The following is a 14,324-nucleotide window of genomic DNA, read 5'->3' as shown; positions in this document are numbered from 1 at the left end:
AGCTGCCGCAGGCTGCGATCTTTTGACTTTGTTTTTGAAGATCAAAAGATCGCAGCCTGCGGCAGCTCCTACAGTGGATTGGTGAAGTTTGTTGTGGTGGTTGACCCAAGGCAACTGTGATGAAATGCGACCCCAATCTCTATCGCGCCGCGCCGCCATCACTTGCCGTGAAGCCTCGTCTGATTCATCATCTGTTTCTGCCGCCGCTGGTCATCATCCTGATGATCGGGCTGGGTTACGCCGGCTTCTGGACCAGTGAGCATTTCGGCATTCGCAGCCTCAGTGAAAACGGCCAGCGTCAGCTCGAACTGAATGCCCGCGCCGTCGAAAGCGAAATCAGCAAATACACCTACCTGCCCAGCTTGCTGGAACTCGAGACGAGTGTCTCGCAGTTGCTGGCCGACCCGACGCCGGAACACCGGCGAACAGTCAACGATTACCTCGAAGGCCTGAACCGGCGCAGCCGCAGTCGGGCCATCTACGTCATGGACACCACCGGCCGCGTCATGGCCACCAGCAACTGGCGCGATGTCGACAGTTACCTCGGTGAAGACCTGTCCTTCCGCGCTTACTTCCAGAAAGCCATACGCGGCGAGCCCGGGCGTTTCTACGGGATCGGCAGCACCAACGGCGAACCCGGTTACTACCTCGCCCATGGCCTCGAAGAGCACGGCAAGATCATCGGTGTCGCGGTGGTCAAAGTGCGCATGGAAGCCATGGAGGAACGCTGGCAGCGCGCACGCCTCGAAGCCTTCGTCAGCGATGAAAACGGCATCATCATTCTCTCCAGCGATCCGGCCCGACGCCTCAAGTCAGTGATCCCGCTCACCGACGAAATCAAAGAAAAACTCGCCCGCAGCCTGCAGTACTACTGGTTTCCGCTCAACGAACTGCAACCGCTGGCTCGGGAAAGCCTGTCCGAAGGCGTGGAAAAACTCACCTTCCCCGCCAACAGCGAAGTGCAGTCCGATGAAGACAACATCAGCTATCTCGCGCAGACCCGGCCACTGACCGACACGCCGTGGAATTTCACCCTGCTCACGCCGTTGCAGGACCTGCGCCGCGAAGCGATCAACCAAGGCATTCTCGTCGCGGTCGCCTTTGCGCTGGTGGCCTTTCTGTTGATCGCCTGGAACGAACGACGCAAGGTCATTGCTACTCGCCTCGCTGCCCGTGAAGCCCTGCAGGAAGCCAATAATCAACTGGAGCGTCGGATTACCGAACGCACCACCGACTTGCGCGCCAGCAACGAACGTTTGAAGAGCCAGATCCGCGAACGTCGTCAGGCCGAAGAAACGTTGCGCCGCGCTCAGGATGAATTGGTGCAGGCCGGCAAACTCGCGGCCATCGGTCAGATGTCGACCAGTATCGCCCACGAATTGAACCAGCCGCTGGCCGCGATGCGCACGCTGTCGGGCAACACCGTACGCTTTCTCGAACGCGGTCAGCTGGATATTGCCAGCACTAACCTGAAGACCATCAACGAGCTGATCGACCGCATGGGCCGGATCACCGCCAGCCTGCGTTCATTCGCCCGACGCGGTGACAATCAAGGCCAGGCCAGCCTCGGCAAAGCCGTGGAAGCGGCGCTGCAATTGCTCGGTGCGCGCCTGGAAAGTTCGGCGCTGCACATCCACCGGCAGTTTATCGACGTGCAAGTGCAGATCGACCAGACCCGCCTCGAACAGATTCTGGTCAACCTGATCGGCAACGCCCTCGACGCCATGCAGGCACAGCCCCAGCCCGAACTGTGGCTGGAGGGTGAAGAGTTCAACGCCAAGTATCGCCTGCGCGTACGCGACAACGGTCACGGTATCGACGCCGAAGCGCGCAAGCATCTGTTCGAGCCGTTTTTCACCACCAAGCCCGGCGAACAAGGCCTGGGCCTTGGTTTGACCCTTTCCGCCAGCCTCGCGGCCGCCACCGGCGGACACCTGGGTGTTGAACACCCGGCCAGCGGTGGCACCACCTTCGTTCTCAGTTTACCGTTGGTAAGCCCTACTCCTGCCGAGCCAATATGAACCACGACCTTAGTGTGCTGATCGTCGAAGACGACCCCCATGTGCTGCTCGGCTGCCAGCAGGCGCTGACCCTGGAAGACATTCCTTGCGTCGGTGTTGGCAGTGCCGAGGAAGCGCTGGAACGTGTTGGCGACAACTTTGCCGGTATCGTCATCAGCGATATCCGCCTGCCGGGCATCGACGGCCTGGAACTGTTGACTCGCCTCAAACAACGCGATCGCAGCCTGCCGGTGGTGTTGATCACCGGCCATGGCGATATTTCCATGGCCGTCGGCGCGATGCAGAAAGGCGCCTACGACTTCATGGAAAAACCGTTCTCGCCGGAGCGTCTGGTGGATGTCGCGCGACGGGCGCTGGAGCAACGCAGCCTCGCCCGCGAAGTGTCGTCGCTGCGCCGGCAACTGGCCGAACGCGATTCCCTGGAAGGACGCATCATCGGCCGCTCGCCTGCGATGCAGAACCTGCGTGAATTGATCGCCAACGTCGCCGATACCTCGGCCAACGTCTTGATCGAAGGCGAAACCGGCACTGGTAAAGAACTGGTCGCGCGCTGCCTGCACGACTTCAGCCGCCGGCACAGCAAGCAGTTCGTCGCGTTGAACTGCGGCGGCCTGCCGGAGAACCTCTTCGAAAGCGAAATTTTCGGCCACGAGGCCAACGCCTTCACCGGCGCCGGTAAACGCCGGATCGGCAAGATCGAACACGCCGACGGCGGCACGCTGTTCCTCGACGAAGTGGAAAGCATGCCGCTGCCATTGCAGATCAAGCTGCTGCGCGTGTTGCAGGAACGCACCCTCGAACGCCTCGGCTCAAACCAGAGCGTGGCGGTGGATTGCCGGGTGATCGCGGCGACCAAATCCGACCTCGACGAATCGAGCAAGGCCGGCGAGTTCCGCAGCGACTTGTACTACCGCCTCAATGTGGTAACGCTGGAACTGCCACCACTGCGTGAACGCCGCGAAGACATCCTGCAACTGTTCGAACACTTCACCCAGCAATCAGCACTGCGCTTCGACCGCGCACTGCCGGAGCTGGACAACCAGACCCTGTCGAACCTGATGAGCCACGACTGGCCAGGCAACGTGCGTGAACTGCGCAACGTCGCCGAACGTTTCGCCCTCGGTTTGCCAGCGTTCAAAAAATCCGGCGCCAGCAGTGGCGGACAAGGCCTGGCGTTTGCCGAAGCGGTGGAAGCGTTCGAGCGCAACCTGCTCAGCGACGCCCTGCAACGCAGCGGCGGCAACCTGACTCAAGCCAGCCTCGAACTGGGCATGGCCAAGACCACGCTGTTCGACAAAGTGAAAAAGTACGGCCTGAGCCATTAAGCGAGAACGATGTGGATCTGATTTTCAAAGCCCTGTTGGGCGCTGCGGTGGTGGTGATCCTGGCTGCACTGTCGAAGACCAAAAATTACTACATCGCCGGGCTGGTGCCGCTGTTTCCAACGTTTGCGCTGATTGCGCATTACATCGTTGGCAAGGGGCGTTCGGTTGAGGATTTGAAGACCACGATCGTGTTCGGGATGTGGTCGATCATTCCGTATTTTGTGTATCTGGCGACGTTGTATGTGATGGTCGATCGGCTGCGGCTGGAGGCTTCGCTGGCCGTGGCGGCGGTGGCGTGGTTGATGGCGGCCACTGTTTTGGTGACGGTTTGGGTGCGCTTGCACAGCTGACCCTCACCCCAGCCCTCCCGAAACGTCGGACCGCCCAGAGGGAGAGGGGGCCGACCGAGGTGTCGTGCAAGTGACATCGACCTGAGAAACTGAGTCGATTATGGATTCAGCGAAGCAGGCTCAGGTCGGCGTATCACTCCAGCATCCCCCATTCAGTCCCCTCTCCCTCCGGGAGAGGGCTAGGGTGAGGGGCTTTTGCTCTTCAGTTGACGGTACCGCCCTTAGAGTCGGCCATGATCTGCCGAATCGCCCCGACAAACGTTTCCACCGGTTGCCCACCCGTCACCGCATACTGCCCGTTGAACACTACCGTCGGCACCGAACTCACCCCACGCTGCAGCCACTGCTGCTCTTCTTCGCGCACCTCATCGGCAAACTCGTCAGACGCCAGAACGGCCTCGGCCCGCTGGCGATCCAGCCCGACGTTTTCCGCAATCTGCACCAGTTGCCGGTGATCCGACGGATTGCCGCCATCACTGAAATACGCCTTGAACAGCGCCTCTTTCAACAGCAGCTGCAAACCTTCAAGCCCCGCCCAATGCAGCAAGCGGTGCGCATCGAAGGTGTTGTAGATACGGCTGTTACCGTCGGTGCGGAAAGCAAAACCAAGCTCGGCGCCACGGGCGCGGATCGCCTCGCGGTTCTTCTGCGACTGTTCTGGAGTCGAGCCATATTTCTCTTGAATATGCTCGGCAATGTTTTGCCCGTCGACGCCCATTTTCGGATTCAGCTCGAACGGCTGGAAGCGGATCTCGGCCTGCACTTCGTTGCGCAGGATTTCCAGTGCCTGTAACAGGCCATACAAACCGACGACGCACCACGGGCAGGAGACGTCGCTGACAAAATCGATTTTCAGAGCGGAATTCATCAAATACCTCGCAGGGGAAATCGTGCGGGAAAGTTTGCACGATACACCTGCTCCAGATTTTTTGGTGACCATAGCGGCCCCTTCGCGAGCAAGCTCGCTCCCACAGGGCACGCATTCCAAATGTGGGAGCGAGCTTGCTCGCGAAGGGGCCATCACCAACACCGCCAACTGTCGGTTACAGCAGATTCCCACCCACCATCGGCTCAATCTGCGCCCAGTGCGAGGTGTCTTCACGATGCGCCTGCAGATACGGCAACACCGCCGCCAGCAATGGCTCCTTGAACGCCTCCTGAAAACGATGGGCCAACCCCGGAATCAGCTTCAACTGGCTGCCACGAATGTGCGCTGCCAGATGCACGCCGTGCATCACCGGCAGCAATGGATCAGCCGTGCCATGCACCACCAGCGTCGGCACACGCAATTGGTTGAGCAATGCCACCCGGCTCGGCTCGGCGAGGATCGCCATGATCTGCCGTTTCACGCCTTCGGGGTTGAACGCGCGGTCATACGACAGCGCGGCCTGATGCAGCAAGGCCTGCCGGTCATCGGTGACCGCCGGGCTGCCCAGTGCCGCGAGCAAATCCGCCTGTTGCTCCAGCGCCACCTGACGATTCGGTGCACCGCGTCGCGACAGTAACTGCACCAGCGCCGCACTCGGTGCCGGCAGACCTTCGGCGCCAGAAGTGGTCATGATCAGCGTCAGGCTCTCGACCCGCTGTGGCGCCATTGCCGCCATGTGCTGGGCGATCATCCCGCCCATGCTCGCGCCCAGCACATGAAACTGCTCGATGTGCAACGCGGCCATCAGACCGAGTGCGTCGTCAGCCATATCAGTCAGGCTGTACGGCGCCGACACCGGCAGGCCGAGCTTGTAGCGCAAGACTTCAAAGGTCAGGTTGGCCTCAACCGGGGCCTGACGCCAGGTCGACAGGCCGACATCGCGGTTGTCATAGCGGATCACCCGAAAGCCCTGCTGACACAGCGCAACCACCACTTCATCAGGCCAGTGGATCAACTGCCCACCCAGGCCCATGACCAGCAACAACGCCGGATCCGACGCGCGCCCGATGCTCTGGTAAGCAATGCTCACCTGCTGCAGATCGACGTGCTCGGTCGGCACATTGACATCGCAACGCGCTGCCGCCCACGTCGACGATCCGAAAAAAATCGCGGCCAACAAAGCCGCGATCGATAAAAAACCCTTAGCCATGAAAAACACCGAAACGCAGAACCCCAGTAGAGCGCGAGTCTGATGAAGTTTGTACAAGCGCGCTGCCACAGTTCCATGACAGTTTGATGAAGAGTGCCGAGCGGTCGTGCAGGGTTGTTGCAAACAATATCTATATACCGCCAACGTCCAGCGCAATTTGCCTTGAATGACGCGCACCGGAGCGGATCCGCCGCTCCCCTTGCGAGTCATGCCACCATGCCTGATCAGACCACCCGCGCTTTACCCTCCGCGCCGTCACCGACGCTGAAAGCATCCACTCGGTTAGCGAAAACCACCGATGACAGCCTGGCGCTGCAAGCATCCAGACGCTGGCAGAACAGCAGCGACGGCTTGCGTGAACTGTATGCAGCCAGCCCAGGGCTGCGCGATAGCCTCAATGAGCTTTTGCAGGAAAAGCTGCAACTCGACGGTGAGAAAACCGCGCTGCGCTTTGCCGCTATCGCCGATCACCCCGAGCGCCTTGTCAGCCTCACCGAAGCCTGTGCGTTTGTCCTGCAACAGCCGACGCTGGACGTCACGCTCGATCAGCGCAGCCAGGTCACCGGTCTGGCTGCCGATCACCCGCTGTTCGCGTTGAGACCACTGCAAGTGCTCGAAAAGCTCAAAGCGCTTGATCCGCAACAGTTTCACGCCACGCGCTGGGCTAACTTCTGGGAGGCGCGAGCGCCGCATGCAGCGGTGTCACGGCGAGAACGCTGCCTTCAGTTCTATCGTGAACACCTGGAAGCCACAGCCGACATGGCGCTCGCCCGCCGCACCATCACCACGCAACAGCTCAAACCCTTGCAGCAAATCCTCGACAGCCCGTGCGGGGCGCTGCTGCTGAACGGTCAGCCCATTCATACACAACAGCTGGCGCTGTTGCTGAGCAATGGCAGCAAAGTCCAACTCGCGGGGGCTTGGGTGATCAGCGTGGATGATCCGGCATCTGCCAGTCCTTTGCTCTATCTGCCCAGCCGTTCCGTGCCCGTACAGTTTTTCAAGACGCGCAACAAGATGGAAAACTGGCTGTCCCGCCAGGGCCTGGTGCCAACGGGACTGCCTGGCGACCATCTGCGCTTTGAATACACCACGCGCTTTGATCCGCTCGTCAGCGGTTCAAGCGATCTGTTCGCGAGTCGACAACAAGCGCAGATCAGCTCGTTGTGCAATACCAACAAAGGCAGGCCCGGGCTGAGGGAGCACGGCGCACAGTCGCTGATCCAGGTCGATCTGCTCGATCACCAGCGCAGCAGCGCGAGCATTGTCGCCTCTGCGCCGTCTGCCAGCCATCAACTGTCCACTGTCGAAACCGATCAAAAGCCGTTGTTTGGAAGCCTGTCGGCCGGGATTGCGCTGGGTGTACGCCAGGCAGCAATCAAGCGCGAGCGAGAAGCGCTCGACACACTGCTGGAAAACGACCGCAACGGAGCACACAAGAAGGCATTTCAGGACGCGCTCAACGCTATTGAAGCCGCGGAGCAAGCCTGCGACGAAGCGGCAAACACGTTGCTTTATCAGGTGCAAGTGTCCGAGCTGAGCAACACCCACAAAAACTTCACCGCCCTTCATCAGGCGCACAAAGACGCTTTGTACGCCGAAGCCAAACTGCAATTGGCGCTGGGCCAGCTCGATACCGATCAGCACACACTGCTCAAAGCCGTGCTGGACAACACCGGCGCCAACGAAACAAACGCTGACGTGAGCGTGGCCAGTCTGACGCTGTCCATGACCGAAACGGTTGGCGGAACCACTTCCGTGCAAACCGAAAAACTCAAGGGCCCCTTTGTCATCACACGACCAGGCGCATTGTCAGACCGCGACTCGCCAGACAGTCTGCTGCTCTACTGGCCAGGCAGCGGTGGCGGTTTGCAGGCGTTTGCCAACCGCCGGCGGCTGGAACGCGAGGCATTGATGATTCAGGACAACACGCCCGAACTGACCTTGCAACTGAACGAAATTACCACGGCCCCGTTGCATTCCTGTCTGGCGGAACTGCTTGACGATTACAAGTCAAAAGCCGCCCCGATCAGCGGCAAAGCCGAGCAGGCCGACGCGCTGGAAATCCTGCGCAAAAACAGCCGCGCTGCTTTGCAGGTGCCGGTACACGCCGCCAGAAGCCTGGCGTTTGCCCATGTGCTGGAACAGGATCGCAGTGCCACACTCGCCGCGCACCTGCCGGACTGGCTGATCAACCTCAACAGTGGCGAACGTAGCGCGCTGAAAAAAAACCTCGAGGCGTACATCGTTGCGATGCGCAAGAGCCACCAGCTCATGACCCTCGCGCTGGAACCCCGTGACGACTTTACCCGCAAACACCTGCACGCGCGGCTGCGCAAGGATTTCTCCCTGGAAGGCGATTTTTCGGTGCAAGTCGAGCTGCCCGATTCGACCCGCACCGAACCCCATTATGAATCAGGCCCCGGCGGCCATCGGAAAACCACCGTCATCGTGCCCGGCGCGACGCGCAGCAAAATGCCGCTCGAAGATCTCGCCCAGCTCAACATCGACAATGTCCAATCGGTGCTCAATGACTCGCTGTCGCAACGGTTGATTTTCATGCGGGCGGAGGTCAGCGCAACCCACAAAACCGATCGCACCCGCCTGCTCAACGGCATCAATCTGACCTATTTGCGCAAAGCGCTGCCGGAACTGGACTTGCCCAAGGCCTATGAGCAGAAAATCCGCGACGCCTTCATCGGCACTGCGACCGAGCCAGTGTTCGTCAAGGAGCATCGCCGGGAAAGCCTGATCGAACCCTGGCGCCTGATGCTCACGATCCAGGCTGAAAGCGCACGCCTGCGCAAGCACATCAGCACCGATGAGGCCGCGACGTTGAACACCGCGATCGCGGCCTGCACCCCGCAGGCGTGGCTCGCCGACGGCAAGCGCATCGCGCTGCTGCCGGTGTCCCTGAAAGTGGGCGGCAAGGACACACCCCGTGAGGGTCCCGTCACGCTGTCGGGAGTGACGTTCATCGAAGAACAGGTCAGCGGGGTGACCCTGCTGTATCTGCCCGAAAGTCCCGACGAGCAGTTTTTGCGCCGCTACGACAACCTCGAAGCCGCGCGCAAAGGCCTGTTCAGATTATGCGCGAGCGATAAATGGGTGACCTGGCTGGCGGGCCGAACCTTGCAAGGTGAAGTCAGGGCGCATGTGGGTCGGATCCATCAGGCCGTGGAAAAGAACTTCGATGCGCTCATTGAAGTCGGCGAGCGCTGGCCACAGACCACCTCTCTGGCCGCGCATCTGCTCGACGCGCACATGGGCCGTCTGATTGAAGCCCATCGCGGCAGCTCACGCTCCAATGACGAGTTGTTCTTCGAGCGCCATGCTTTGAAGGGCCCGCGCGCCTTCAACTACATATTGATGGCGATCGGCATGGTGCCCTTCGTCGGCACTGCGCTGGCCTTTTATCAGGCCTGGACGGCTGCCAATCAGGCAACGGCAGCGTTCTTGCGCGGCGAGGCAGGCGATGGTCTGGCGGAAATCGAATCGATGCTGCTGTCGTTGATCGACGCTTTGCTGGATGTGCTTCCGGGTGAAGCCATCGCCTCGATGCTATCGCGCACCAGCCGCACGCTGACACGCACTCGCCAGCTTCATCAACTGGTTGGCAATGTGGCCACCCTGCATGGCAAAACCCAGCGTCAGGCCCGGCACGTGTTGGCACGCTTCGCCGATTACGAATATGAAAAGCCACTTTCCCTGTCGAGCGTGCAGCCCGCGACTCATGGTATCTACCGCAATATCTACCGGCACGCCGACGGCGATTTCATCGAACGCCAGGGACGTCTCTACCAGGTGGAACTCAGCACGGATTCACGCAGTTGGCGTTTGTCCGGCAACTCGCGAAAAACCTACAAACAGGCGATTGCCCTAGATGAAAGCGGACACTGGGACACCTGGTTTGGTGTCTACGGCACCACGCTTGAAGGCGGTGTGCTGGGCGGTGGCAACCTCGCCGGACACCTGGCCGATGGGCTTGACCCTTACTGGCCACCGGTCATTCGGCAACGCTTGCCGCGCTGGTGGGCCGACCGTGCATTTCGCCGTCAACTGCAATTGACCGATGAGACCGAACACCTTGCCGATCTGTGCGACGCAAGGATTCCGACGAGCAAGAAAGCCATCGACGCCTACGAGGATGCCAGCCTTGCAGAGCGCCCTGCATTGCGTGCGGCCTCCGAAGCCGCCTGCCTTGAAGATATCCGTCTGGAGAGTCGGCGTTATGCGGTTCTGGAAGAACTGAAACCCCTTACGCACGGCAAAAAGCTTAAATCTGTCGGTGACGTTCAAAGCGAGGTCGCGATGAAATTGACCGAACGATACTGGCAGCGCGCCTCACATGTTTCCGACAGCATTATTCCGGTAACCGATGGCATTAACGCACGGAGCGCGGTGCTGAACGCCTTGCCGAGCCAGGCGCTGCCAGAGCGCTTGAAGATGCTGGAGGAAGTCCGCTTGCTGCGGGTCGAATACCTGAAAAAGCTCGATCAGCAGCAGGCACTCAAAACGCTCGCCAACCAATGGTATGCACGGGTCAAGCTAAGAGCGGACAAGGCCCATCTCGTCGAGTTTGTCGAAGAAATGAACACCCTGTACAGCGATGCCAACCTGCTCTACGTGCGAGCATCCCAACGATTTGAAATCGTCAAAAATCACGCCCACCACAAAGAGGTTTCCTGGTTTTATCTGCTGCAGCGAGCCGCTGAACTTCGCGCCCATGTGTATCGCGCGCTGGAAACCCAGTATGACCTGCCGAAAATCATCACCACACCGACACAACGCAGTCAGATGCTGCAGAACTGCGCCGATCTGTACACCCGCTTTCGTCTGCAAATGAAAATCTGGACGGCCAGCTATCCACAGCACTTCCATATGGATGTGGTTGAACCGTTGCTCAACGATCTGGAGCAAATGACCAGCCGTGCCCTCGCCGAAGTGAAGACACCGAGCAAAGCGAAAAGCCCCGGCGAGGCGGTTCAGCGGGTGTTCACGAGCACAGATGACAATCTGATTTACGGCGTTGAGAAATGGGATTCAGTCACACAGAGACGCCGCTATGAGCGCACACGCCGAGAGGGCATCGTCGAAATCTGGGAAGAAGGCCCCGACGGCAAAGCCCGACTGATCACCCCGGGCAATGCTGAAACTCCGGCAACCACGCCAACGGTGCTTGCCGATCTGGTGACAGACGCACAACAACGTCTGGATGCTCAAGTGACTTACCGCGCAACGGTTGAGAGCAACGCCGACCGGGGCATGCTGCCGGTCGATCTGCAACACATGATGGACAGCCAGGCCGCAGAGCTCAACACCCGGGCCGATCGCATCGCGACTGTATCGGCCGAGCACCCGATCATCGTGCAATTGCGTAACAAGGCTGACGACTTGATCGCTGCCGGGCGTACCCTGCGCACGCAACGCACGATGACAGCAGCAAAGCCTACCGACGGCATGCTTGATGACCTCATCGCCCAGAACGCTGTTGACATCCGCAAACCCCGTCCAATCAAACAGCTGGGTAAACACCGTGGCGAACGCGACTACATGCAGGAATATGAAATCTGGAACACCACCGCAGAGCCGGCCCGGCTACTGTGGTACGCCCACTTCCATTACTCCAGCGCAGCACCGCTGTTCAAGCCATTCAAGAAAGCGCACTTGAAACTCCCGGCACATCGTTACCTGACCCATGCCGATGACGCCAACCTGCCGTATTCCGATATCGGGCCGAACTCGATTGTTCTGGTGCATTTCGAGGGGATCTGAATCCACGTCGCACGGCAACCCTTCAGAAAAAGCGGGAGAATCGCCGGGCGCGCAACCGACCTGTCGAATGCCGGGTTATTATCGACAGCCCGGCAAACATGAGACAAACTCAACGTTTATGCGTTGATCACAAGTTTTCCTCATGGAGTCACTCGGTGCTTGAAATCCGTCACCTGAAAACCCTGCATGCCCTGCGCGAAGCTGACAGTCTGGTGGACGCCGCCGACCGCTTGCACCTGACGCAATCGGCGCTGTCGCACCAGTTCAAGGAGCTTGAGGAACGCTTGGGCATGGCGCTGTTCGTGCGCAAGACCAAACCGGTGCGTTTCACCAGCGCCGGTTTGCGCCTGCTGCAACTGGCTGACGCGACCCTGCCGCTGCTGCGCGCTGCCGAACGCGATATCGGTCGTCTGGCCGGAGGCACCGCCGGGCGTCTGCACATGGCCATCGAATGTCACAGCTGCTTCCAGTGGCTGATGCCGACCATCGACCAGTTCCGCGATGCCTGGCCGGAGGTCGAACTCGACCTCGCCTCGGGTTTCTCGTTTGCGCCGCTGCCGGCGCTGGCCCGTGGCGATCTGGATCTGGTGGTGACGTCAGACCCGCTGGAAATCGCTGGCATCACCTATGTGCCGTTGTTCACCTACGAAGCCATGCTCGCAGTGGCCAACCAGCACGCACTGGCCAGCAAACCGTACATTGTCCCGGAAGACCTGCTGACGGAAACGCTGATCACCTACCCGGTGGAACGCGATCGCCTCGACATCTTCACGCGTTTTCTCGAACCTGCCGACATCGAACCGGCGCAGGTGCGCACCTCGGAACTGACGGTGATGATGATGCAACTGGTCGCCAGTGGCCGTGGCGTCTGTGGCATGCCGCACTGGGCACTGCACGAATACAGCTCGCGCGGTTACGTGAAAGGCAAACGCTTGGGGGAAAAAGGCTTGTTCGCGACTTTGTACGCGGCGATTCGAACCGACATGCTCGATGCACCGTACATGCGCGATTTTCTGCTGACGGCCAAGGACACATCGTTCTCGACCCTGGACGGGGTCAGCGCCGTTCGCTGATGCTAAAAATCAAAAGATCGCAGCCTTCGGCAGCTCCTACACCGATCTCCGTAGGAGCTGCCGAAGGCTGCGATCTTTTGATCTTGCCCCCTCTCAGGGTAATTCACGCCACATGTGGATCTTGTCGAAGTAGTCTTCACCCACCCGCACCGCCAAGGGTTCGAGGCCGAACTGAATGAAGCCGCAGCGCTGATAGAGCTTGAACGCCGCGTCATTGCCGGCGGTAACGGTGAGCTGGAGCAGTTTCAGCGCTGGATGGTTTTGCGCTTCGGCAATCGCCGCCTGCACCAATTCATGGCCCAGGCCGTGCTGGCGAAAATCCGCTGAAACGTACATGCCGAACAGGGTTGCTTTATGCCGCGCCTTCTCGCGCGGTTCGAAGGCCAGACCAACGATGCCGGCCAACGTGCCTGCTTCAAACGCGCCTAGTACCACATCGAGCTTGCTGGTCAGGCGCCCTTCCCACCAGCTCAATGGCATCACCGCGCGTTCGCGCACGCTTGAGGTGAAGGCCTGCGGATGACGGTCGTAGGCTTCGAGCATCAGTTCGCGGTAAGCCAGGGCATGGCTGGCGTCCAGTCGTTCGATCCACATGTTCACGCCGTCCTGCGTTGCTCAAGCATCAGGCGCACAGCCAGACCAGCCAAAACGAAGCCCATGAAATAACGCTGCAGCGCCAGCCATGTCGGGTTGCGCACAAACCACGAAGCGATGCCCGCCGCGAACAGTGCGATGAGCAAATTGACAGAGAAACTCACGCTGATCTGGGTCAGGCCGAGAAGGATGCTTTGGGTGAACACCGAGCCGTGTTCAGGGGTGATGAATTGCGGAAAGACCGAGAGGTAGAACACCGCGATTTTCGGGTTCAGCGCGCTGGTGAGAAAGCCCATGGTGATCAATCTGCGCGACGAGTCCGCCGGCAACTGCTGCGCCTCGAACGGCGAGCGCGCCCCGGGTTTCAGCGCTTGCCAGGCCAGCCACAACAGGTACAGCGCACCGGCCCATTTGAGCACTTCATAGGCCATCGGCACGGCAAGAAACACCGCAGTCAAACCCGCCGCTGCCGCAAACAGATGCACAAAGAACCCCGCCACCACGCCGAGCAACGACGTCACCCCGGCCTTGCGTCCCTGACAGATCGAACGCGAAATCAGGTAGATCATGTTCGGGCCCGGCGTCAGCACCATCAGCAATGCGGCAGCGGCGAAGATCAGCAAGTCTTGAAGCGGGATCATGGCAAAGTCCTTTGCGTGGATGATCAGGCGATTGCGCTCAGCGACTTGCGATAAAACGGCAGGATCAGGTCGCGTGTCAATGGCGCCAGATCGACAGCAGGATCAGTGGCGGGATCGACCCAGATCACTTCTTCGATTTCCGCCGCCGGGATCACGTCAGTGTCGATCGTCAGTTGAAAGATCTGCGCCTGAACGACAAACCCCGGTTCGTTGGCGGCAGGCGCCGAGAACTGCCCGAGAAATGCAGCCTGCGCCGGGTCGATCTGCAAGCCCAATTCCTCCTCCAGCTCACGCGCCAGCGCGTGCGCCGGCAACTCGTGCGCCTCGATCTTGCCGCCCGGTTGCATGAACGCCGTGGTGCCACGCTTGCGTACCAGCAGGGTTTGCCCTTCGGGGTTGAGCAACAGCGCGGCGGCTATACGAATGAGGTTTGCAGAGTCAACAGATGCACAAGTCATGGGTCAGCC

General features: G+C 60.0%; 10 protein-coding genes. 5 read left to right on the top strand and 5 right to left on the bottom strand.

Going from position 1 to position 14,324, the window contains the following annotated elements; genetic code table 11:
- Nucleotides 1–119: 119 nt before the first annotated feature.
- From F8N44_RS26205 to F8N44_RS26195, 3 genes are read left to right on the top strand one after another with little or no spacing between them, the layout of a single operon-like run.
- Nucleotides 120–2,021: a sensor histidine kinase gene (locus F8N44_RS26205; protein ID WP_150652348.1), complete on the top strand. Its 1,902-nt coding sequence runs from the start codon at nucleotides 120–122 to the stop codon at nucleotides 2,019–2,021.
- Nucleotides 2,018–3,346 carry a sigma-54-dependent transcriptional regulator gene (locus tag F8N44_RS26200; RefSeq protein ID WP_123376507.1) on the top strand — a complete coding sequence of 443 codons (1,329 nt, stop codon included), beginning with the start codon at nucleotides 2,018–2,020 and terminating at the stop codon, nucleotides 3,344–3,346. The genes F8N44_RS26205 and F8N44_RS26200 overlap by 4 nt, the downstream gene beginning before the upstream one ends.
- Before the next feature lie 20 nt (nucleotides 3,347–3,366).
- Complete coding sequence (locus F8N44_RS26195; protein ID WP_191630955.1) at nucleotides 3,367–3,696, top strand: GlpM family protein; 330 nt, start codon at nucleotides 3,367–3,369, stop codon at nucleotides 3,694–3,696.
- A 202-nt stretch (nucleotides 3,697–3,898) separates the two neighbouring features.
- Here F8N44_RS26195 and F8N44_RS26190 read toward each other — a convergent pair whose 3' ends face one another.
- The gene (locus F8N44_RS26190; protein ID WP_150652346.1) at nucleotides 3,899–4,564 is read right to left on the bottom strand and encodes a DsbA family oxidoreductase; all 666 of its coding nucleotides are present in this window, start codon (nucleotides 4,562–4,564) and stop codon (nucleotides 3,899–3,901) included.
- Between the two features lie 175 nt (nucleotides 4,565–4,739).
- Nucleotides 4,740–5,774 carry an alpha/beta fold hydrolase gene (locus F8N44_RS26185; protein ID WP_150652345.1) on the bottom strand — a complete coding sequence of 345 codons (1,035 nt, stop codon included), beginning with the start codon at nucleotides 5,772–5,774 and terminating at the stop codon, nucleotides 4,740–4,742.
- A 216-nt stretch (nucleotides 5,775–5,990) separates the two neighbouring features.
- Between F8N44_RS26185 and F8N44_RS26180 the strand changes: the two genes are divergently transcribed.
- Entirely contained in the window at nucleotides 5,991–11,549 is a 5,559-nt protein-coding gene (locus F8N44_RS26180; RefSeq protein ID WP_150652344.1) for a dermonecrotic toxin domain-containing protein, read from the top strand.
- 155 nt (nucleotides 11,550–11,704) lie between these two features.
- Nucleotides 11,705–12,622, top strand: coding sequence for a transcriptional regulator MetR (gene metR, locus F8N44_RS26175; protein WP_150652343.1), 918 nt, complete (start codon nucleotides 11,705–11,707; stop codon nucleotides 12,620–12,622).
- A gap of 93 nt (nucleotides 12,623–12,715) precedes the next feature.
- Here the strand turns inward: metR and F8N44_RS26170 are convergent, their stop codons facing one another.
- From F8N44_RS26170 to F8N44_RS26160, 3 genes are read right to left on the bottom strand one after another with little or no spacing between them, the layout of a single operon-like run.
- The gene (locus F8N44_RS26170; RefSeq protein ID WP_150652342.1) at nucleotides 12,716–13,216 is read right to left on the bottom strand and encodes a GNAT family N-acetyltransferase; all 501 of its coding nucleotides are present in this window, start codon (nucleotides 13,214–13,216) and stop codon (nucleotides 12,716–12,718) included.
- Between the two features lie 2 nt (nucleotides 13,217–13,218).
- A complete protein-coding gene (locus F8N44_RS26165; protein WP_150652341.1) occupies nucleotides 13,219–13,857 on the bottom strand; it encodes a LysE family translocator in 639 nt (212 codons plus the stop codon).
- A gap of 23 nt (nucleotides 13,858–13,880) precedes the next feature.
- Nucleotides 13,881–14,315, bottom strand: coding sequence for an NUDIX hydrolase (locus F8N44_RS26160; protein WP_150652340.1), 435 nt, complete (start codon nucleotides 14,313–14,315; stop codon nucleotides 13,881–13,883).
- Nucleotides 14,316–14,324: the final 9 nt, after the last annotated feature.

Source organism: Pseudomonas fluorescens (assembly GCF_902497745.1).
Classification (GTDB): Bacteria; Pseudomonadota; Gammaproteobacteria; order Pseudomonadales; family Pseudomonadaceae; genus Aquipseudomonas; species Aquipseudomonas fluorescens_BM.
This window is presented reverse-complemented; position numbering and strand designations above follow the sequence as displayed.

What these genes read in the sequence shown, in the direction of transcription:
- F8N44_RS26165 (WP_150652341.1), bottom strand. Translation starts at nt 13,857, where the DNA reads ATGATCCCGCTTCAAGACTTGCTGATCTTCGCCGCTGCCGCATTGCTG.
- F8N44_RS26190 (WP_150652346.1), bottom strand. Translation starts at nt 4,564, where the DNA reads ATGAATTCCGCTCTGAAAATCGATTTTGTCAGCGACGTCTCCTGCCCG.
- F8N44_RS26160 (WP_150652340.1), bottom strand. Translation starts at nt 14,315, where the DNA reads ATGACTTGTGCATCTGTTGACTCTGCAAACCTCATTCGTATAGCCGCC.
- F8N44_RS26170 (WP_150652342.1), bottom strand. Translation starts at nt 13,216, where the DNA reads ATGTGGATCGAACGACTGGACGCCAGCCATGCCCTGGCTTACCGCGAA.
- F8N44_RS26200 (WP_123376507.1), top strand. Translation starts at nt 2,018, where the DNA reads ATGAACCACGACCTTAGTGTGCTGATCGTCGAAGACGACCCCCATGTG.
- F8N44_RS26205 (WP_150652348.1), top strand. Translation starts at nt 120, where the DNA reads ATGAAATGCGACCCCAATCTCTATCGCGCCGCGCCGCCATCACTTGCC.
- F8N44_RS26180 (WP_150652344.1), top strand. Translation starts at nt 5,991, where the DNA reads ATGCCTGATCAGACCACCCGCGCTTTACCCTCCGCGCCGTCACCGACG.
- F8N44_RS26185 (WP_150652345.1), bottom strand. Translation starts at nt 5,774, where the DNA reads ATGGCTAAGGGTTTTTTATCGATCGCGGCTTTGTTGGCCGCGATTTTT.